Consider the following 21927-nt stretch of genomic DNA (forward strand, 5'->3'; position numbering starts at 1 on the left):
CGAGTCGCCGACGGTTCAGCCGCATGAGACGCCGGTGCCGCACCAGGAGTCGCCCGCGCCGCGTCCGGAGCCGGTGGCGGTTCAGCCGCACGAGACCCCGGTGCCGCAGTCGCACGAGTCGCCGACGGTTCAGCCGCATGAGACGCCGGTGCCGCACCAGGAGTCGCCCGCGCCGCGTCCGGAGCCGGTGGCGGTTCAGCCGCACGAGACGCCGACGCCGCAGCCGCACGAGTCGCCGACCGTTCAGCCGCACGAGACCCCGGCGCCGCACCACGAGCAGGTCACGCCGCTGGAGCCCGTCCGTGTGGAGCAGGTGTCGCACGAGACGCCCGTGCCGCACCAGGAGCCGGTTCCCGAGCAGTCGCACGGGGCTCCGGCCCCGCGTCACGAGTCCGCCGCATCGCAGCCGCACGAGACGCCGACCGTCCAGCCGCACGAGACGCCCGTGCCGCACCAGGTCGCGCACCAGGAGGCTCCGGCCCCGACGGACGGGGCCGCCGGGCCGAGGGTGACGGAGCAGCCGGTCGGTGCCACGGCGGCGCAGCAGTCGTCCGGGGTGCCGAACCTGTCGGGCGTGCTCGGCGGGGCCGGGAGCCTGGCCGGTGCCGGCGGTACCCACCTGGACGGTGGCAGCCGGGGCGCGTCCGCTCCGGCGCCGGTGCGTCCGGCTGGGCCGGAGCAGGTGCCCGGCCAGGTGCTGTCGGACGCCGTGCCGGACGGCACGCCGTCGTCGACCGTCACGCCGCCCCCGATGGCGGGCGGCGGGTACCTGCCCGGTGCGTCGTCCGTCGGTGCGGGCGGTGCCGGTCGCGGTGGGGCCGGTGCGTCCGGCCGTCCGGGGGGCTTCGGCTCCGTTCCGCGGCAGGACGGTCACCAGCAGGGCTCGGCGGGCGGTTCGGTCCGGGGCGGGTCCGGTGGCAGCAGGAGCCTCGACGGCGGCAGCCACCAGGGCGGCAGTTCGCTCCGCTCCGAGCACGGGGTTCCTGCCGAGTCGTCGCGGGCCCGTGACGAGCACGAGGGCCAGGAGCAGCGGGACGGCACCGACCGGCCGTCGAACGACGAGGTCGTGCCGCACGTCGAGCCGGAGCCGTTGCCGCCGGTGGGCACGCCGGAGCACGGGATCATGCACGACCCGGCGGGGTTCCTGGCGGACAACCTGCTCTCGGTGGACTTCTCCGAAGGCGTGAAGCAACGGATGCCCGGGCTGGGGCCGGGCCAGGACATCGTGTTCCTCGGCGCGATGAAGAAGAGCGACAAGCACTGGTTCACGATGGAGCCGGACCCGGCCCCCGGCCACGGCGGCAAGCCCTCCTACCACCTGGTGCCCGCGTGGGAGAAGTACGCGGCGCACTTCGCCGAGCACCCCGAGAGCTTCCCCGGACTCGAAAGCTTCCCCGAGCCGCTCGGGGCCCAGCTGCCGCCGCTGAAGGACGACAGCCACTACGTGAAGGGCGCGTACGTGCCCTACGAGGCCAGTGAGCGTCCCGGTGCCGACAGCACCATCGGCCACGCCGAGGTCCCGCTGCATCCGGACCCGAACCTCCCGCGCGAGGGGCTGGTGTTCACCGACGCGATGAACGGTTGCGCGTTCGTGGCCACCGTCAAACCCGGCGAGGACACGTTCACGGCGTGGCACTACCAGTCGTACTCCGCCTCGGAGAACCTGCAGGCCGGCGCCGACTTCCGGCTGGGGAAGACGGTCACCCAGTGGGCGGGCCTGCACGACTACGCGGCGCCCCTGCCGCCGGGCCACACGCCGGCGGCGACCAACATGCTGCGCTACAACGGGCACGGCTGGGAGTTGATCAGCCAGGAGACGCACGCGAACATCCTGGATCCGAACCGTCCACCGAGGGTCTCCAAGCAGTCGACCATCCCCTTCGAGGTCACGGCGCAGACCCCGGAGAACCTCGTCAAGATGACGGTCGATCCGTACCACGTCAGGGCGAAGCAGCAGCTCGGACAGTTCCAGGACGCAGCGCACAGCCTCACCAAGGGGCTGGACCAGGAGAACCACTACGTCGAGGAACTGACGGGGTTCATCAAGACCATGAGCAAGAGGCTCGAAGCTCAGGAGCGCCGCGTCGCCGAGCTTCAGGAGCCCGGAAAGACCCTGGAGGACGTCAGGGCCGCCGTGACCGCGTTGCGGGAGGCGGAGCAGAAGAACCGGGAATTCCTGGACAAGAACGAGGACCACCTCAAGCAGCTGTTCGAGCACGCAACGGCGGCCTACCCGAACCGGCAGCCCGATACCTTGATCTCGGAGTTCCGGAAGTCGGACTGGATCGACGTGATGCGGCACGAGAGCGACGGCCGGCAGTCCCTGCCGCCCGGTTCCGCCGACACCACGTCCGTCCAGGACCTGAACAGCCCGGCGCCGTCGACCCGGAGCCTCGGCGACGACGGCACCCCCGTCCCGCCGTCGGCCCCGCACCCCACCGCGGACGTCCAACAGGGCACCAGCACCCGGGACTTCGGCTCGATCCCGTCACGCCCGGCGCCCACGTCGCAGCCGACGCCCGAGGTGCACCCGTCGGCCACCGCGCACAGCACCGGTGTGCCCGAACCCCGGCAGCCCCGTCCGACGGAGGCCACCGCGCCCGCCTCGGACACCCGGGCCGTCCCGCCCCGGCGGAACGCCGACAGCGACACCACGCCGTCGCAGCAGCCCGCCCCGTCGGGCAGCCGCAAGCGCGGCCGGGACGAGGACGCCGACAGCACGCCGCCGTCGCCCACCCCGTCGAACAGCCGCAAGCGCGGACGGGACGAGGACGGGGACGACCAGCCCGTCTCCGAGCCCACCCCCGAGCCGAAGCGGCGCCGGACGCCGTCGTACGAGAACAGCGACGCGGTCATGCAGGACCGCGGCTTCCGGGCCGTCGGTGCCCACGACCCGCTGACGCAGGACCTGGTGAGCCACCTCGGCGGCGAGGCGAAGGCGCACCCGCCGGTCAGTCCCGAGCTGCTCGGGAAGGTGAACCCGCACGCCGCGCCCGTCCACCCGGGCGAGGGCTTCCGGGTCGGCGACGACCTGAACGCCTGCATGGAAAACGTGGAGGCCTACCGGGACACCCACTTCGGCCGTCCCCGGGTCGCCGGTCAGACGCTGCACGGTGACGTGGAACAGAACCCGGGCAGCACGCTGTGGAAGCGGCACGACAGTCCGGCGCTGTTCGGCGAGGGCGCCGACGCGATCCCGAAGCTGATGGAGACGGTGCGGGACGGCGGCCCGGGCAGCTTCGCCACCGTGCTCGGCGCGGGCAAGGAGGGCACCGGCCACGTGGTCGCGCTGGTCCACGGCGACGACGGGCAACTGCGGTGGGCCGACCTGTCGGACCACCGGGTCACCCCCGCGGACGGCGGCATGCCGGAGAACTTCCGCCCCGACTGGACGGTGTGGGCCTCGGTCGCCGACCCGCACGAGAACAACATCTCGGGCCCGCACGACCCGAACTTCGTGGACAACTACTCCGGCTTCACCCGGCCCGCGGACGCGCCCGCCCCGGAGCCGGTGGCCGCGGGCGGCTCCGGCCGTCCGCAGCCACCGGCCGCCGGGACGTCCGGCTCCCTGCCGCCGGTCGGCCGCGCGGGCGGTGCGCCGCGCGCCGAAGGCGACCAGCACGGCTTCGGATCGGACCTCCGGACCGGGCCGCCCACCGGGCAGCAGGGAACCGGCCACGCCGGCCCCTCCACCGCGTCCGTCCCGCACACGTCCGACCAGCCCGCTGCCAGCCAGCACGGATCGGACCAGCACGGATCGGACCAGCACGAGCAGGTCCAGCAGCAGACGGACCAGCAGCAGCACGACGACGGGGCCGCGCCGAGCCAGGAGCCGCTGCTTCCCCCGGACGACAGCCCCGAGTACGGGCTGGTGCACGACCCGGTGGAGTTCCTGACGAACACCCCGGTCTCGGTGTCCTTCGACGAGGGCGTCCTGCAGCGCACCCCGGGCCTGAAGCAGAAGGACGTGGCCGACTTCGTCACCGCGATGGAGCGCAGCCCCGAGCACTGGTTCACCCTGGAACGCGATCCGAACTCCGGGCCCGACCAGGAGGCGTACATCCTCACCCCGGCGTGGGAGAAGTACGTGGCGCACGACAAGAGCCTCCCGAAGCAGCCGGGTGAGAAGAACTTCCCCGAGCCGTCGAACGGTGTGGCGCTGCCGGACCCGAAGCCCGACCACGAGTACATCCGAGCCGGCTACTTCCCGTACAAGTCGGGCTCGATGCGCGACGAAGCCAATATCGGCAACACGGTGGTCGTCCGGGAACCCGATCCCGCCCGGCCCGGAGACAGTCTGGTCTTCACCGGCGGCATGAACGGCTGCGGGCTGGCGATCACCGACGTGGGCCCGGACTCCTTCAAGGTCTGGCACGTGCAGTCGTACTCGGCGCTCTCCAACCTGGGCCCGGCGGCCAGGTTCCGGGTGAAGCACCCCGTGACGGACTGGTTCGGTATCGACGAGTACCTGGATCCCCACCAGAAGCAGGACTACGCGGTCACCAACGTGCTGCGGCACGGTCCGGCCGGCTGGGAGGTGATCAGCCAGGAAGTCGTCAAGACCCCGGACAACCACCACATCGGACGCCCCACCACCACCCGGCCGCTGAAGCTGGACCGGCCCACCGGGGAGGAGTTCACCAGGCGCACCATGGTCCTGTACGACTCGGTGCCCGCCGAGCAGGCCCGGCGCTTCGAGAGGAACGCCGAGTGGTTGCTGCGAGATGTGCCCGAGGGCTGGATGCAGGACGCCATCAGCAAGGAGGTCGACGGGCTGCGCGAGCGGCTGGTGGCCCAGGAGCAGACCTTCGCGAGCCTCCGGCGGCCCGACCTGACAGTGCAGGAGCTGCACGCGGTGGCGGGGATCCTGAAGACCAAGGGGGAGGAGAACCAGAAGGCCGCGAAGGAGAGCGAGATCCTGATGGAGGCCATCCTGCGGATGGTCTACCAGGAGCCCGCCAGTGGGACGTACGCCTTCAAGGGCCAAGTCAGCTCAGTGGTCGAGGAGTTCAAGTTCGACGCGAGCGCGGCCTGGATCGACGGCCTGCACAGTGAGACCAGCGCCTATCTGAAGCCCGAGCCCTCGCCCGAGTCTGCGCCCGAGCCCTCGCCCGAGTCTGCGCCCGAGCCCTCGCCCGAGCCCGCGCCCGAGTCTGCGCCCTCGTCCGAGTCCGAGCCCGCGCCCGTACCGCGGAGCGGGTTCGGTTCGGTGCCCGCACCGGCCACCGACCGCGCCCCGGTGCGCGGCGACGACACCCCGCCCGCGCGCACGCCGGAGCCGAGGGACCCGGACGGTCCGACGTCGCCGGTCGAGCACCGGGCGGACGCGGACGGCACCACGGCGCGTGAGCAGGTGCCGAACCCGCGCAAGCGCGGGCGCGAGGACGAGGAGAACGAGCAGGACGGGCCGACCACGGCCCCGGCCGACAAGCGGCGGCGGACCCCCGAGTACGAGAACAGCCAGGCGGTGATGGGGGACCGCGGCTACGAACGGATCGGCCCCGAGCACCCGTTGACCGGTGAGCTGGTCAACTACCTCGGCGGTGCGCCCAAGTTGCACCCGCCGATGAGCAACTCGCTGCTCCAGAAGGTCAATCCGCACCAGGAGCCGACGAATCCCGCCGCGGATTTCCGGTCCGGCAACGACCTGAACGCCTGCCTGGAGAACGTCGAGGCGTACCGGGACACCCACTTCGGACGCCCCCGGGTCTCCGGGCAGACCGTGCACGGAACCGTCGAACCGATCCCCGGCAACACGCTCTGGAAGCGGCACGACGGCCCCGCACTGTTCGGCCAAGGGCCGGACGCCGTGCAGAAGTTGATGGACACGGTGCAGGCCGGTGGGCCCGGCAGCTTCGCCACCGTGCTCGGCGCCGGACCGAGCGGCACCGGCCACGCCGTCGCCCTCGTCCACGACCGGGACGGCACGCTGCGCTGGGCCGACCTGACCGACCGCAAGGTCGCCGCCGCCAACGGCACGATGCCCGACAACTTCCGCCCCGACTGGACGGTCTGGGCCTCCGTCGCCGACCCGCGCGAGAACAACATCTCCGGGCCGCACGACCCGCTGTTCATGGAGCGGTTCAGCACCTCCGGCGAATCGGCCCACCCGTCCGACCCGACGGACACCGGCACCTTCGGCGCGCCGCACCAGGCCGACCCGAACGCGATCGAGCTGACACCGCTGCCCGTTCACCCGTCGACCCCCGAGCGCGGGGAGTTCCCGCCGGCCGCCCCGCGCGTGCAGGTGCCGGGGGACGGCCTCTGCCTGCTGCACTCGATCGCCGTCGGCACGCCAGGAGCGGCAGTGAGCCGCGGCACGGCCGAACAGTTCCGGAGCACCGTCGAGAACCACTTCGCCACGCTCCGCCCGGAGCAGTGGCCGACCGAGATCGTCTCCAACCACCGCAACGACCTGATCGCCCAGAACGCGCTGGGCCCCGGCAACCCGCTCGGCCTCTCCGCCGACAGGCTGCAGACCCTCAGCGACCACTCCACCGGCACCCCGCCGCCCCCGTCCGCCGCCGAACGCGCGGCCCTGCTGGACACCGTCCGCAACTGGGAGGACCGCTGGGGGAGCAACGCGGGCGAGATGCTCCCGCCCGCCGCGGCCCACGCGCTGGGACTCAACCTCCGTGTGGTCGACCACGACGGCGTCACCCGGGCGGTCTTCGGCCCGGCGGACGGGCGGCAGGTGACGGTCTACCACCAGGGCAACCACTACGACGGCAGCCGGCCGGTGCCGCCCGTCGCCGAGCAGCAGCCGCCGTCGCACCCGGCTCCGGAGCAGCAGAAGGCGCCGGAGCAGAAGGCGCCGGAGCAGAAGGCGCCGGAGCAGAAGGCGCCCGAGGGGAAGCAGCAGGAGAAGGCGCCCGAGCAGAAGGCGCCGGAGGCGGAACAGCAGAACACCGACGGGCCGGAGGGCAAGGAGGTCCCGCCGCGGCCGATCGAGGGGTCCGACCTGGTGGTGGGCCTGACCAAGGACGAGAAGGAGCTCCGGGACAAGGTCATCGACGTCCTCAACCAGGCGGTGCCGGGGAACAAGGCGGCGGTCCGGACGTTCGCCGACACGCACTTCGGTCCGGCGACCCTGCGGCCGATGCTCCGGGCGTTCTCCCGGGGCGACTCGTGGACCGTCCCGTTCGAGGGCGACGGCTGGAGCGGTGACATCAAGCTGAGCGGCCAGGTCGTCAAGACGTTCGAGCACGGCATCCAGAAGCTGGAGTTCGAGAACGGCGGTGACCTGTCCGCGGCGAACGGCAGTCTCCGGGACAGCCAGCGGCAGCACAACATCGGGTTCCGGGCCCGGCACGGCGTGGACCTCTGGGAGCCCACCGAAATGGCCGGGTACTACCACGACCGGGGCCACAGCGAGGTCGCGGTGGACCTCGGCGGGATGGTCGCGCGCTCGAAGACCGTCCAGGACGCGGAGCTGTACGAGTCGACGATGCGACTGGAGGTCGACTTCGGCGGCCTGCGGCACGAGGACGCCCCGGTGCGCACCGCTTCCGGCGGCCGCACCGTGCAGGCGGAACTCGGGGTGACCGTCGCCGTCCCGGTGCAGACCAGGACCGGGCCGGAGGACGAGCAGCGCACGCCCCCGCAGCGGTTGCTGGACGGCCGGGTCGGCGGGCAGGAGATCGTGCTGGACATGGCGCCGCGCGGCGTGGCCGAGGGCCGGCAGCCGGTGGAGGCGCTGCTGGAGCACGTCGAGCAGGCGGCGCGGCAGGAGTTCGGCGACAGGTGGCCCGCGATGCGGGAGAGGGTCCTCTCCGAGGTCGACTTCGACCTGTTGCAGCAGAACCTGAAGAGCATGACGGCGGGCGAACCGGTCACCGTCACGCTGACCGACGAACAGGGCCGCCGGATCGGCACGGTCGAGATCGGTGCCCGGGTCGGCGACCTGCACCAGACCGGGACGACCAAGGAGACCGAGTTCAACATCGGCACCGCCGTCCAGCAGGTCCGCAGTTCGGTGACGAACGAGGGCAACGCGGGCCAGTTGGGGCTGACGGAGGTGTTCCGGCCGGGCTACGCGGTGGCCGGCGGAGGCGGAGCCAAGCGGCTGGGCCGGGACCACGTCGAGATCGTGGGCGAGAGCCGGGTGTCGCAGCTCACCAGCAAGTCGAAGGTGCCGGCCGTCATCTACGACGGCGCCGTGCGCTTCGCGTTGTCGTTCAACGGCAAGCCCGAGACCCACGAGGCGGGTTCGGCGGACGTCCGCCTGCTCGTCGACCAGGCGGACACCCGTCCCCCGGCGGCGAAGGACTCCGGGTCCACCCCGCCGGAGGGCTCCGGGTCCACCCCGCCGAAGGACCAGCCGGAGAAGCAGCCCAAGGACCAGCCGGAGAAGCAGCCCAAGAAGAAGCAGGAGGACCCGGAGGTCCCCGCCCCGCCGGACTCGGTCTGGGCGGGCGGCAACGACCGGGGCGGGCTGGACGAGACGGTGGTCGTCCGGGACCTGGAGAGCACCGCCGCCCTGCGCTCGGCGATCGACGCCGCAGGACGCGAGCGGTTCCGCAAGGACTGGGACGGCATCCGCGACCAGGTGCTGCGGAGCTTCAGCCAGCCGAACCTGGCCGCCCGGCTGACCGGGATGACCCGGGGCGAGCCGCTGGTGGTGAAGGTCCCCGGCAAGGAGGACCTGGTGATCCGCGCGGTGGCCAAGGTCGAGGGCATGACCTACCGCCGCGAGGACGGCAAGGCCGAACTCAACCCGCTCAATGAGACCAGCACGTTCCGGGTGGGCCGCCGACTGCAGTCGGACACCACCATCGGCACCGCCGAGGCGGGCGTCATCCCGGTCCAGGGCACGCCCGGCTTCGAGCTGGCCGCCGTCGGGACCGGCCAGCAGCGCGAGCGCAAGGGCGGGCAGGGACGGCAGGCCGACCGGGTGTACGCCAACGGCAAGTACGGCGCCCCGCAGGTGATCTACGGGGCGGACCTGTCGGTGGAGGTCAGCTTCGGTCGGCCCGGCGACAAGGCCGGGGACCTGCCCACCGTCTCGGCCCCGGTCCGGGTCGAGGTGGGCGTCGACGCCCGGGAGACGGCCAAGGTCCGGGCGCCGCGCGGCGAGGACGGCAGCGTCACCTTCGCGCGGCCGGCCACGCCCGCCCCGGCGAAGGGCACGCCCGCGGAGCCCCGCAACACCGTTCAGCGCCCGAAGCCCACCGCCACCCACACCGCGCCCCCCCGGATGCTGAAGCAGAAGGAGGTGAACGCCTCGTACGTCGTCCACACCCTGCGCGGCGCCGACCAGGTGCTCGCGAAGGTGAAGGGCGCGATCCGGGACAAGCACGGCGAGCCCTCGGCGAAGGTGGAGGAGCGGCTCGACACGACCCTCGACCGGATCGCGCTGAAGACCCAGCTCTCCCCGCTCACCCGGGGCAGCAAGATCACCGAGACGGTCTCCGGTCCCACCTGGAAGGCCGAGATCACGGTCAGGGCCCGGGTGAAGGACGCCAACTACCACTCGTCGACGGAGAAGTACGAGTTCGAGTCCGGCACCCGCACGTCGAGCGGTCAGGGCAACGTGCGCGACACGCGCCGGCGGCTGTTCTTCGGCACCCGGTTCAAGGTGAAGACGCCGGTGCTGGACGTCCTGGGCGCCTACGCGCACCGGAGCGACCACAGCCAGGGCCGGACCGCGGAGAGCGTCGGCTCGGCCTCGAACCGGGGCAAGCACGTCGAGCCGGCCGTGTTCTTCGACGTCGAAACGGCCTACGACGTCACGGTGAAGTTCACCCGGCTGGGCGTCCCGGACGGCACGGTCACCGAGACCGTCGACACGGTCGCCCGGGTGGCCGTCCCGACGCGCGACGCCCAGCCGGTGGCGGCCCCGGGCAAGCGGCCCGACAGCACCGAGCCCGTCAGCTTCGCGGGTGGACGGCGGCGGCTGGACTCCTCGGCGATCATCACCGACGTCTACATCCCGTCGGAGGACTCGAAGGGCTCGAAGGGCTCGACGGGTTCGACGGGTTCGAACGGCCCGAAGGTCTCGACGGCCCCGAACGGTTCGACGGCCCCGGCCGGTCAATCGGGGTCACGGCAGACGTTCGGCGAGGCCGTGCTGTCCCAGGTCGAGTCGGGCTGGAAGCCCGACTGGCTGAAGCGGGTGAGCGGGAAGACTCCGAAGCAGGAACAGAAGTCGGTGAGCAACCCGTTCCGGAGCGACTGGTCCGGACTCCGCAGCAAGCTGGACCGTGAACTCACCCCCGACCGGTTGCAGTCCCGCCTGAAGGGCATGACGGCCGGGGACGAGATCGTCGTCCGGCACGGGCGCACCACCGTCCGGGTCCGCGCCGTGCTCCGCGACCGGATGGACCACCTCGGCAGCTCCGGCACCACCGAGTTCAACACCGGCACCGACGTCCAGCGGACGTTCGCCGACGTCGACGCCACCGGCCAGGGCCACCACGGCCTGCTCGGGATCACCGGCTCCGCCCCCGTCCCCGGCGCGCCGGTCTCGCTGACCCCCGGACTGACCGGCACCGGCGGCCGCGGCCGGGAGCAGGTCGAGGTACACAACAGCAGCGTCTCCAGCGGCATGGCGACCAAGGCCAAACTGCCGGGCAGCGCCTACCAGGGCGAGGCGGAGCTGCAGTTCACCTTCGAGCGGCGGCCGTGGATCGGCGCCTCGGTGTTCCGGTCCCGGACGGCGGTGATCGGCTTCGAGAGCATCGTCGAGACCGCCGGGACCGTGCCGGTGCCCGCGACGAAGTCCGACGCCGCCGACGGGGACGGGAAGGCTGTTCCCGCCGGTGAGGACGGGAAGCCCGCCGCCACCGAAAAGGGCGGGAAGCCCGCCGCCACCGAAAAGGAGCCGGTGGAGACCATCCCGCTGGCCTTCGGGCCGACCAGCATCTCGATCCCGCCGGAACGGGTCTGGAAGAACGGGCTGCGCGACACCGACGTGCTGCGCTTCCTCGACGACGTCGGCGGTGTCCAGGACCTGGTGCGGCTGCGCGGACCGGAGTACTTCGGCCGGTCGGCCTGGGAGAAGATGGAGCCCCAGACCGGCAAGGTCACCAAGTACGCCAACCTCTCGGCCCTGTTCACCGCCGCCTCCCACGGCACGCCGGAGAGCGAAGGGAAGCCCGGGGCAGGGACGCCGAAGGAGGGCGCGCCGAAGGAAGAGACGCCGACGGAAGGTGCGCCGAAGGAGGGCGCGCCGACGGAAGGTGCGCCGACGGAAGAGACGCCGAAGGAAGAGACGCCGACGGAGGGCGCGAAGACCGCTCCGGTCAAGCGGGTGCTGTTCGGCCGGGACAAGGGCGTCGAGTTCGACGTGAGGATGGTCTCGCTCGAACACCGGACCAACGACGAGGTGGGGGAGTTGAGCCCGGCCAACTCCGCCTCCGGCGGCTCGCTCGGCTACGCCCTGTCGTCGGGCGACGCGGGTGCCCAGGCGCAGTTCGGCGCGAAGATCACCGGCGCCTCCTCCTTCACCAACACCCCGGCGATCATCGGCGGCAGCCAGCACGCCTGGCGGGCGGGTGGCGGCCACGGTGGCTCCGGGCAGATCGTCTCCAACGGCAAGATCCCGTTCGGGGCGGCCCGCTACCACGGCTACGCCGAGGTCGAGGTGACGTTCTTCGACGGCGACCGCCAACCGCTCAAGGAGAAGGGGCTCATCCCCGTCACCCTCGACATCCCGTTGACGGAGACCAGTACCGCGAACGTCCCGGTGGACCACTACCTCTCCTTCGGCCCGGCCCACCCCACCGGTGAACTGCACTACGGCGAGGCGCGCCTCCTCGACGAGGTGCACCGCGTCCTGGGCGGCGACCAGCCGTACGACCCGGCCAAGGCCACCCCCGCCGAACACCGGCACCTCACCAGCACCGTGCAACTCGGCAGGGCCGTCTACGGGGCGGACTTCACCGCCGGGACCGAAGCCGACCGGGGCCGCGTCCAGGCCGTCCACCAGTTGGTAAAGCTGGGCGGCGGCACCTCCCTCGGCGCGGCCGACCTGCTCGGCGGACTGCTCGGCGCCCCCAAGGGGGGCCCGCTGCCGGCCGCCACCGCGACCCGGGCGATCGACTACCTCGGCCGGCGCGCCGCCGAGGCGGCCCGGCCGCTCGGAGCCCCCGGACGGACCGCGGGCGACGGGCCGTTCACCCTGGAGGACCTGGTCCTCGGCGCGCACGACGGCTGGCCCGAGCAGGAGCAGTACGACGTCCACCGCGAGACGTGGACCGACCGGGGCCCGGCCAGCGGACTGGTCACCAGCGCGATGGCGACCGCCGCGGACGCCGCCCGGGCCCTGCCGGGCGACGGCACACCGGCCGGCGGGAAGCTGAGCCTCACCGTCCTCGGTGAGGACGCCGGCCTGCTGCTGAGCCGGCGGTTCCAGCTGGACGGCGGCGACGTGGCGGAACAGATCCGGAAGTTCGAGGAGCAGACCTACCTCAAGCCGGGCACCGCGCCGAGCGAGGTCATCGTCCAGTTGACCCCCGCGCCGGAGACCTCGAAGGGCGCTCCGGAGGAAGCCCCGGAGGGGGCCGACGGGAACTGGGACTACCTGGTCACCGCCCGCCCCGGCGGCGACCGCGAACTGACGCTGCGCCACCGCAAGCCCGCGGGCGCGCAGCCGCAGGACGGCCAGCCGCAGGACGCTCCGTCCGGCGGCGCCCCGCTCGGCGACGCGGAGGCCGCCCGGGTCGCCGCGGCGTGGCAGTTCGCCGCGGGCCGGGGCGGCTCCCCGGAGGCGTCCGGCTGAGTGGACGGGAACAGCACGACCGCCGGGCCCCGACCGGGGCCCGGCGGGCTCACCGGTCCAGGCCCCGGTGGTGTGCACCGGATAACGGCCGGATAACCTCCGTGACCGGACGTAGCACCACAGTGGGGGGTACACGGTGAGATTCCGGCTGCTCGGCGCAGTCGCGGCGGACGGTGCGGACGGCGCGCTCCAGCTCGGGCCGGAGAAGCGGCGCAGCCTGCTCGCCCTGCTGCTGCTGCGCCGCGACCGCGCCGTGTCCGTCGCCCAGCTGATCGAGGCGCTCTGGGCGGACGAACCGCCCGCCAACGCCCGCACCGTGGTGCAGGGCCACGTCTCCCGGCTGCGCGCCCTGCTCGCCGGGGCGGGGGCCGAGGGGGACGGCGTCCGGCTCGCCACCGCGGGCGACGCCTACGTCCTGCAGTTGCCCGAAGGGCTGCTCGACGTCGAGCAGTTCGACGCGCTGGTGGCCGCCGCCCGGGTCGAGCAGCGCTCCACCGAGGTGGTCGGCGCCCTCGAACAGGCCCTCGGCCTGTGGCGCGGCCCCGCCCTCACCGGCACCGTCGCCAGCACCCCGCTGGAAGCCTGGCGGCAGACCCTGGAGGAGAACCGGCTCGCCGCCGTCGAGGCGCTGGCCGACCACCTCCAGCGGCTCGGCGAACCCGCCCGCGCCGCCGAACTGCTGCGCGCCGAGACGGTCGCCCACCCGCTGCGCGAATCGCTGGTCTCCGCGCTGATGCTCGCCCTGGTCCGGGCCGGGCGGCAGTCCGACGCCATCGACTGGTACCACCGCACCCGGGAGGCCCTCGCCGACCGCCTCGGCGTCGACCCGGGCCGGGCCCTGAACGCCGCGTACGAGCGGATCCTGCGCGGCGAGAGCGGTCGCACCGAGAGCGGTCGCACCGAGCCGGACGCGGGGGCGGTCGCCGCTCCAGCCGCCGCCCCGGTTCCGGCCGCCCCGGTTCCGGCCGCCGCCGGGCGGGTCCGGTCGGCGGCGCGCACCCCCGTCCGGACGGGCAGCGAGGCACATACCGAGGACGCCGAGGACGCCGCGTCATCGGCCGGGTCCGCCGGGTCCGCCGGGTCCGCTCCGTCCGCCGCCGTCGACCTGCTGCCCCGCGCCCCGCGCGGCTTCTACGGCCGGGCCGCCGAACTGGCCGCGCTGGGCGACGCGTTGCGCACCGGGCCGGACGGGGCGATCGCCCTGGTCACCGGCCCGGCCGGGGTCGGCAAGACCGCGCTCGTGCTGGACTGGGCGCACCGGCACGGCGGGGACTTCCCCGACGGCGTGCTGTTCGCCGACCTCGGCGGGTTCAGCGACCGTCCGGACCGCGAACTCGGCGACGTGCTGGCCGAGTTCCTGGTCGCCCTGGGCACCGACCCGGCGGACCTGCCGCCCACCCTGGCCGGCCGGGCCGCGCTCTACCGGCGGGCCACCACCGGGCTCCGGCTGCTGGTGGTGGTCGACAACGCCCGCGAGTCCGAGCAGGTCCGGCCGCTGCTGCCGGCCGGCTCCGACTCGGCCGCGCTGGTCACCAGCCGGTACCGGATGCTCGGCCTGGTCGCCTCCGAACTCGCCCGCCCCGTCCCGCTGTCGGTGCTGCGCCCGGAGGAGTCGGCGGCCCTGCTGGCCCGGGTGCTGGGCCCGGCCCGGATCGCCGCCGAACCCGAGGCCGTCCGCGAACTCGCCGACCTGTGCGACGGGTTGCCGCTCGCGCTGCGGGTCGCCGCCGCCAAGGCCGCCGCCGACCCGCGCCGCGGCCTGGCCGCCGTCGCCGAGCAACTGCGGCACGAGCAGCACCGGTTGAGCCAGCTGGCGGCCGAGGAGATCAGCGTCACCAGTGCGCTGCGGATCTCGCACGAGCAACTCCCGCCCACCGCGGCCCGGTTGTTCCGCGCCCTCGGCCTGCACCCGGGTCCGATGGTCGACGCCCACACCGCCGCCGCCCTCGCCGACCTCGAACACCGGGACGCCGCCGAGGCGTTGGAGCAGCTCGCCGCCACCCACCTGGTCACCGAGACCGGCGCCGAGCAGTACACCCTGCACGACCTGGTCTGGCTGTACGCCCGCCAGCTCGCCGCCGAGACCGGCCGGTCCGAGCAGCGCGCCGCCCGTACCCGGCTCGCCGACCAGTACCTGCACACCGGCCTGGCCGCCGCGCTGTGCGTCGAACCCGCCAGCCGGCCCTGCTGCGAACCCCCGGCCGACAGCCGCCGTCCGCGCTCCGTCCCCGAGTTCGACACCGCCGAGGACGCCCTGCAGTGGCTCGGCGCGCACCGCGAGACGCTCGCCGAGGTGATCGCCACCACGGGCCCGGAGCGGGCCTGGCGGCTGGTGCTCACCCAGTGGCCGCTGATCCTGCGCCGGGTCCGCGACGGCTGGGTGCCGCAGCTCCAACTCGCCCTGGAGGCGACCGTGGAGACCGGGGACGTGGACGGCGAGAGCCAGGTGCGGGCGCTGCTCGGCTGGGTGCTGGTCTCCAACCGCCGCCTGCACGAGGCCGCCGCCTGCCTCGGCCCCGCCGCCGAGCTCGCCGTCCGGGCGGGCAACCAGGTCGGCCGGGCGATCGCCCTGGTCAACCTGGCCGCGGTGCACTCCGAGCTGGCCGAGCACGCCGCCGCCGGAGCCGGGCTGGACCGGGCCCTGGAGATCGCGCTGGCCGCCGACCACCCGCACACCGTGGCGCTGACCCGCCAGCACCTGGCCCGCCACCAGCTGGTGGTCGGCCGCCCCCGGCAGGCCCTCGACCACGCCCTGCACGGCCTCGCGCTGTGCACCGGCGAGCGACCCGACCCGCGCCGCGTCCTGCTGCACGGCGCGGCCGGCGAGGCGCTCTCCGGCCTCGGCCGGCACGCCGAGGCCAGGACCCGGCTCGGCGCCGCCCTCGCCGAGGCCGAGCGGATCGGCCACGACGAGGCCACCGCCGACGTGCTGCGCGCGCTGGCCCGGGCCGAGGACGCCGCCGGAGAGGCCCGGACGGCCGCCGCGCACCGCCGCCGGGCCGACCTGCTCTCCCCGAGCTGAGCCCCGCTCCCGCCCCCGGTTCCCGTCCCCTGCCGCCGCCCGCCCCCGCCTCCGTCCCCGCCGAGGCCGCATTGACAGGCTGTCAGCAGCCTCGGTCTAATGCTGCTTCGCCGAACGCGCAGCTCGCCGGGGGAGCCTGTAGTGGGACGTTCCAGGATCGAAGAAATGTTCGAACGCGACCGGGCCGCCAACGGCGCGGGCATCGTGCTCGACGAGGTGTCCGGAGGCCGCGCGGTGGCGCGGATGAAGGTCACCGGGGAGATGGCCAACGCGCACGGGATCGGGCACGGCGGGTACGTGTTCCTGCTCGCCGACGTCGCCTTCTCGTACGCCTGCAACAGCTACGGGCCGGTCGCGCTGGCCCAGGGCGCGCAGATCACCTTCCTGGCCCCGGCGCAGCTCGGCGACGAGCTGGTCGCGGAGGCCGTGGAACGGACCATGGCGGGGCGGCAGGGCGTCTACGACGTGACGGTGCGGACGGCGGCGGGCGCGGTGGTCGCCGAGTTCCGGGGCCAGAGCGTGCTGGTCGCGGGGGTGCCGCACAGCGGCTGAGGCCGGGTGCGGGGCCGGGACGCCCCTCACCGGGGGCGGCCCCGGGCTGTGCGGTCGGCGTAACCGCCGACCGTCCGCCGTGGAGACAGTCGTGAAATGCGCCCTTCCTACAGTCGCCACAGGCAGGTGCAGGTCGAACGGAAGGGCTCCCGTGGCCGGACAGGTGGCGCAGGACGCAGCGAAGCCGCAGCGACCGGGGACCGAACAGGTCAGGTCGGTCTGCTCCTACTGCGGGGTGGGCTGCGGCCTGCTCCTGGACGTCGGAACCGGCCCGGACGGCCGTCGCACCGTGCGGAAGGTCTCCGGCGACCCGGAGCACCCGGCCAACCGCGGCCGGCTGTGCACCAAGGGCGCGACCACCGCCGACATGCTGGCCGCGCCCGGCCGGCTCGGCACCGCCCTGGTCCGCCCCGCCCGGGGCGAGGACCCGGTGCCGACGCCGGTCGCCGAGGCGATCGCCGCCACCGGCCGCCGGCTGCGGGCGATCGTGGACGAGCACGGGCCGGACGCCTTCGCGCTGTACGTGTCGGGGCAGATGAGCCTGGAGGCCCAGTACCTGGCGAACAAGCTCGCCAAGGGGTACGTCCGGACCAACCAGATCGAGTCGAACTCCCGGCTGTGCATGGCCAGCGCCGGGACGGGCTACAAGCTGTCGCTGGGCGCGGACGGCCCGCCCGGCTCCTACCGGGACCTCGACCTGGCCGACGTGTTCCTGGTGATCGGCTCGAACGCCGCCGACTGCCACCCGATCCTGTTCCTGCGGATGATGGACCGGGTCAAGGCGGGCGCCAAGCTGATCGTCGTCGACCCCCGGCGCACCGCCACCGCCGCCAAGGCCGACCTGTTCCTGCAGATCCGCCCCGGCACCGACCTGGCCCTGCTGAACGGCCTGCTGCACCTGCTGCACGCGAACGGGCACACCGACCCGGCGTTCATCGAGCGGCACACCGAGGGCTGGGAGGCGATGCCCGACCTCCTCGCCGACTACCCGCCGGACCGGGTCGCCGAGCTCACCGGCCTGGCCGAGGCCGACATCCGCAGGGCCGCCGAACTCATCGGCGAGGCGGGGGAGTTCACCAGCCTGTGGACGATGGGGCTGAACCAGTCCACCCACGGCACCTGGAACACCAACGCCCTGGTCAACCTGCACCTGGCCACCGGCACCATCTGCCGCCCCGGCAGCGGCCCGTTCTCGCTGACCGGCCAGCCCAACGCGATGGGCGGCCGCGAGATGGGCTACATGGGCCCCGGGCTGCCCGGCCAGCGCTCCGTCCTCGCCCCCGCCGACCGCGAGTTCACCGAGCGGCTGTGGAACCTGCCGCCCGGCACGCTGCGCGCCGACGGCGTCGGCAAGGGCACCGTCGAGATGTTCGAGAAACTGGCCGACGGCGAGATCAAGGCGTGCTGGATCATCTGCACCAACCCGGTCGCCTCGGTCGGCAACCGGCGCACCGTGATAGCCGGCCTGGAGCAGGCCGAACTCGTCATCACCCAGGACGTGTTCACCGACACCGAGACCAACGCGTACGCGGACGTGGTGCTGCCCGCCGCGCTGTGGACCGAGACCGAGGGCGTGCTGATCAACAGCGAACGCAACCTCACGCTGGCCCGCCCCGCCGCCGACGCGCCCGGCGAGGCCCTCCCCGACTGGCGGATCATCGCCGAAGTCGCCCGCGCCATGGGCTACTCGGAGGGCTTCGACTTCACCGACGCCGAGCAGGTCTTCGAGGAGCTCAAGCAGGCGTACAACCCCGTCACCGGCTGGGACCTGCGCGGCGCCTCCTACCCCCGGCTGCGCGACACCCCCGTGCAGTGGCCCGCGGCCGAGCCGGACGGGCCCGACCGCAACCCGATCCGCTACCTGCTGCCCGACGGCACCCCGCACTTCCCCACCCCCAGCGGCCGGGCCGCCTTCCACCCCCGCCCGCACCTCGACCCGGCCGAACTCCCGGACGACGACTACCCGTTCGTCCTGAACACCGGCCGCCTCCCGCACCAGTGGCACACCCTCACCAAGACCGCCAAGGTCGCCAAGCTCAGCAAGCTCGACCCGTCGCCGTTCGTCGAGATCCACCCCGAGGACGCGGCCGCGCTCGGCATCGGCGAGGGCGACGGCGTCGAGGTCTCCTCCCGGCGCGGCCGGGCCGTGCTGCCCGCCAAGGTCACCGACCGCGTGCAGCGCGGGAGTTGCTTCGCGCCGTTCCACTGGAACGACCTGTTCGGCGAGTACCTGTCGGTCAACGCGGTCACCTCCGACGCCGTCGACCCGCTCTCCTTCCAGCCCGAACTCAAGTACTGCGCGGTCTCGTTGGCCAAGGTCCCGACGCCGGCCCCGGTCCCCGTCACCGCCGTCGTCCCTTCCGCCGCCACCGCCGCCGCCACCGCCGCCTCCGCGGCCTCCTCCGCCTCGGTGTTCGGACTGGACCCGGCGCCCCCGCCGGTCCTCTCCGAGGTCGAACGCCGCTACCTGGCCGGGTTCCTGGCCGCCCTGCCGACCGGACTGCCCGGGGTGCCGGTGCTCCCCGCCGACGCCCCCTTCGACCCCGGGCGCGCCCAGTGGGTCAACGGCGCGCTGGCCGGCCTCTACTCGCGCACCGCCGCCCCCGCCCCGGCCGCCGCCGGCACCGCCGCCACCCGCCAACTCCTCGTCCTGTGGGCCTCGCAGACCGGCACCGCCGAGGAGTACGCCACCGCCGCCGCTGCCCGCCTCACCGCCGGCGGCCACCCCGCCGCCCTGCACGCGATGGCCGACACCGACCCGGCCGCGCTGCCCGGCGACGCCGACCTGCTGCTGATCACCTCCACCTACGGCGACGGCGACGCCCCCGACAACGGCGCCGGCTTCTGGGACGCGCTCAGCGCCGACGGCACCACCCGCCTCGACGGCCGCCGCTACGCCGTCCTCGCCTTCGGCGACTCCAACTACCAGGACTTCTGCGGCCACGGCCGCCGCCTCGACACCCGCCTCGCCGAACTCGGCGCCCACCGCCTCGCCCCGCGCGCCGACTGCGAACCCGACTACGAGAACACCGCCGACAGCTGGCTGGAGGGCGTCCTGGCCGCCCTCGGCCGGCAGGCCGCGTCCCCGCCGCCGGCCCCGGCCGCCGTGCCCGCCACCGCCCCGCGCCGCAGCACCACCCCCGCCCGGCTGGTCGGCAACCGGCTGCTCTCCGGCCCCGGTTCGGGCAAGGAGGTGCGCCGCTTCACCTTCGACACCGGCGACCTCGGCCTCCCGCTCGACTACGCCGCCGGCGACGCGCTCGCTGTCCACCCCGTCAACTCGCCTGCCCTGGTGGAAGAATGGCTCGCCGTCACCGGCCTGCCCGGCGACAGCGCCGTCACCCTCCCCGGCCCCGGCGAACTGCCGCTGCGCGAGGCCCTCACCCGCCACCTCGACATCACCAGGGTCAGCCCCAAGCTGCTCCGCTTCACCGCCGAACGCACCCGCGACGACCGCGAGTTGCGCGCCCTGCTGCGCGCCGACAACACCGACGCGCTGGCCCGCTGGACCTGGGGACGCCAAGCCGTCGACGTGGCCGCCGAGTTCGGCGTCCGCGCCACCGCCCAGGAGTGGGCCGAGGTGTTCGGCAAGCTCCAGCCCCGCCAGTACTCGATCTGCTCCAGCCCGCTCACCGACCCCCGGCTGGTCTCGCTCACCGTCTCGGTGGTCCGCTGGGACAGCCTCAAGGGCCAGCCGCGCGGCGGCGTCTGCTCCACCCACCTCGCCGACGCCGAACCCGGCGCCACCGTCCCCGTCCACCTCCAGCGCTCCCCGCACTTCCGCCCGCCCGCCGACCCCGCCACCCCCATGATCATGGTCGGCCCAGGCACCGGCGTCGCCCCCTTCCTCGGCTTCCTGGAGGACCGCCGCGCCCGCGGCCACCGCGCGCCCAACTGGCTGTTCTTCGGCGAACAGCACCGGGCCACCGACTTCTACTACCAGGAGGAACTCGCCGCCCACCTCGCCGACGGCACCCTCAGCCGCCTCGACACCGCCTTCTCCCGCGACCAGCGCGCCAAGGTCTACGTCCAGGACCGGATGCGCGAACACGGCCACCACCTCTGGTCCTGGCTCCAGGACGGCGCCCACTTCTACGTCTGCGGCGACGCCTCCCGGATGGCCAAGGACGTCGACCGCGCCCTCCACGACATCGCCACCACCCACGGCAACCTCACCCCGGAGGACGCCACCGCCTACGTCAAGTCCCTCGCCGCCGAGAAGCGCTACGTCCGCGACGTCTACTGAGCCGCCGCCGGCCACGCCTATTTGAACGCGTTCAGAGTTGCGGTAGCGTACCGGTCGTGCGCCACCGGACCGTGGCGTTCGTCCTGGTGCGCCCGCATGCCGTCGGTGCGGCGGGCGCAGCACCACGTACGAGAGCGGGGGCGGAGCCATGCCCGGGAGCGGATTCGACGAGTGGGTGGCGGCGTTCGAGGCGGAGAAGGCGCGCCGGGAGTGGATCGCGGACCCGGAGTGGGGGCACGGGGTCGAGCTGCCCGCGGTGGTGGTGCGGAGCCTGCAGAAGTTCCAGGTCGGGGAGGACGGGGACGGGGCCAACCTGCGGGCCAAGGCGGACCTGGCGGGGGACGCGGCGTACTCGGCGGCGGTGCGGCTGTTCGTCGACGAGGAGCGCAACCACGCGCGGCTGCTCGCCGAGCTGCTGGGAGCGGCCGGGGCGCCGCTACTGGACGGGCACTGGAGCGACCGGATCTTCGTCCGGGTGCGCCGACTGCTGGGGCTGCGGACCGAGTTGATGGTGCTGATGGTCGCCGAGCTGGTCGCCGTCGAGTACTACCGCAGCCTGCGGGACGGCCTCGCGGACCCGCTGGCCCGCGAGGTCGCCGGCCGGATCCTGCGCGACGAGCGGCGCCACATCCCGTTCCACGTCCAGCGGTTGCGGCAGTCCTTCGCGGAACTCGCGCCGTCCGCGCGCCCGTTCGCGCAGCCGGCCTGGCTGCTGCTGGCCCTCGCGGGCGCGCTGTTCGTCGCCGTCGACCACGGCCCGGCGCTGCACGCCGTCCGGGCCTCCCGGGGCCGCTTCCTGGGCGCGGTGGCCCGCCACGCCCGGGTGGTCGGTGCCCGGATGGCGGCCCGGGAGGGCCGGGCGGTGGCGGACCCGCGGGCGGGGTAGGGCGGCTACTCGCCGGTGGCGCCGTCGATGCGTTCGCGCAGCAGGTCGGCGTGGCCGTTGTGGCGGGCGTACTCCTCGATCAGGTGGGTGACGACGTAGCGGAGGGTGAAGACCTCCGCGCGCCAGTGGATCGGGGTGTCGAGCGAGGCGGCGTCGTTGACGGTGGCGCGGGAGCGGGCGCACTCCTCCTGCCAGGTGCGGAAGGCTTCGGCGGGGTCGGCGGCGGCCACGTCGAACGCGGCGTCGTCCGGCCAGTGGGCGGGGGCCCCGTCGCCGTTGACCACGTTGCGGAACCAGCTGCGCTCGACCTCGGCGAGGTGCCGGACCAGGCCGAGCAGGGAGAGCTCGGAGGGCGGTACGGCCCGCAGCCGCAGCTGTTCGGCCGTCAGGCCGGCGCACTTCATCGCCAGCGTCTCGCGCTGGTACTGGAGGAACTCGGTCAGGGAGGCCCGGTCGTCGGCCACCCGGGAGGGCTCGGTGCGCTGGAGGTCGCTCATCGG

At 73.9% G+C, this 21927-nt stretch carries 6 protein-coding genes; 5 read left to right on the forward strand and 1 reads right to left on the reverse strand.

Translation table 11 applies throughout. The features are described from left to right. The first annotated feature begins 148 nt into the window (after positions 1-148). From ACWEO5_RS14970 to ACWEO5_RS14990, 5 genes are all read left to right on the forward strand, one after another. Positions 149-12721, forward strand: coding sequence for a toxin glutamine deamidase domain-containing protein (locus ACWEO5_RS14970; RefSeq protein WP_452162792.1), 12573 nt, complete (start codon positions 149-151; stop codon positions 12719-12721). A 136-nt stretch (positions 12722-12857) separates the two neighbouring features. Further along, entirely contained in the window at positions 12858-15743 is a 2886-nt protein-coding gene (locus ACWEO5_RS14975) for an AfsR/SARP family transcriptional regulator (RefSeq protein ID WP_452162793.1), read from the forward strand. A gap of 165 nt (positions 15744-15908) precedes the next feature. After that, on the forward strand, positions 15909-16295 hold the full coding sequence (paaI, locus tag ACWEO5_RS14980) for a hydroxyphenylacetyl-CoA thioesterase PaaI (protein ID WP_452162794.1): 387 nt from the start codon (positions 15909-15911) through the stop codon (positions 16293-16295). Between the two features lie 151 nt (positions 16296-16446). Beyond that, on the forward strand, positions 16447-20541 hold the full coding sequence (locus ACWEO5_RS14985; protein WP_452162795.1) for a molybdopterin-dependent oxidoreductase: 4095 nt from the start codon (positions 16447-16449) through the stop codon (positions 20539-20541). A gap of 148 nt (positions 20542-20689) precedes the next feature. Then, positions 20690-21427: a ferritin-like domain-containing protein gene (locus ACWEO5_RS14990; RefSeq protein WP_452162796.1), complete on the forward strand. Its 738-nt coding sequence runs from the start codon at positions 20690-20692 to the stop codon at positions 21425-21427. Between the two features lie 5 nt (positions 21428-21432). Here ACWEO5_RS14990 and ACWEO5_RS14995 read toward each other — a convergent pair whose 3' ends face one another. Continuing rightward, a complete protein-coding gene (locus ACWEO5_RS14995) occupies positions 21433-21924 on the reverse strand; it encodes a DinB family protein (RefSeq protein WP_452162797.1) in 492 nt (163 codons plus the stop codon). Between the last annotated feature and the right edge of the window lie 3 nt (positions 21925-21927).

Source organism: Kitasatospora sp. NPDC004272, from assembly GCF_053603035.1.

Excerpts from the sequence above, each read along its gene's own strand:
- paaI (WP_452162794.1), top strand. The coding sequence starts at position 15,909 with ATGTTCGAACGCGACCGGGCCGCCAACGGCGCGGGCATCGTGCTCGAC.
- ACWEO5_RS14990 (WP_452162796.1), top strand. The coding sequence starts at position 20,690 with ATGCCCGGGAGCGGATTCGACGAGTGGGTGGCGGCGTTCGAGGCGGAG.
- ACWEO5_RS14995 (WP_452162797.1), bottom strand. The coding sequence starts at position 21,924 with ATGAGCGACCTCCAGCGCACCGAGCCCTCCCGGGTGGCCGACGACCGG.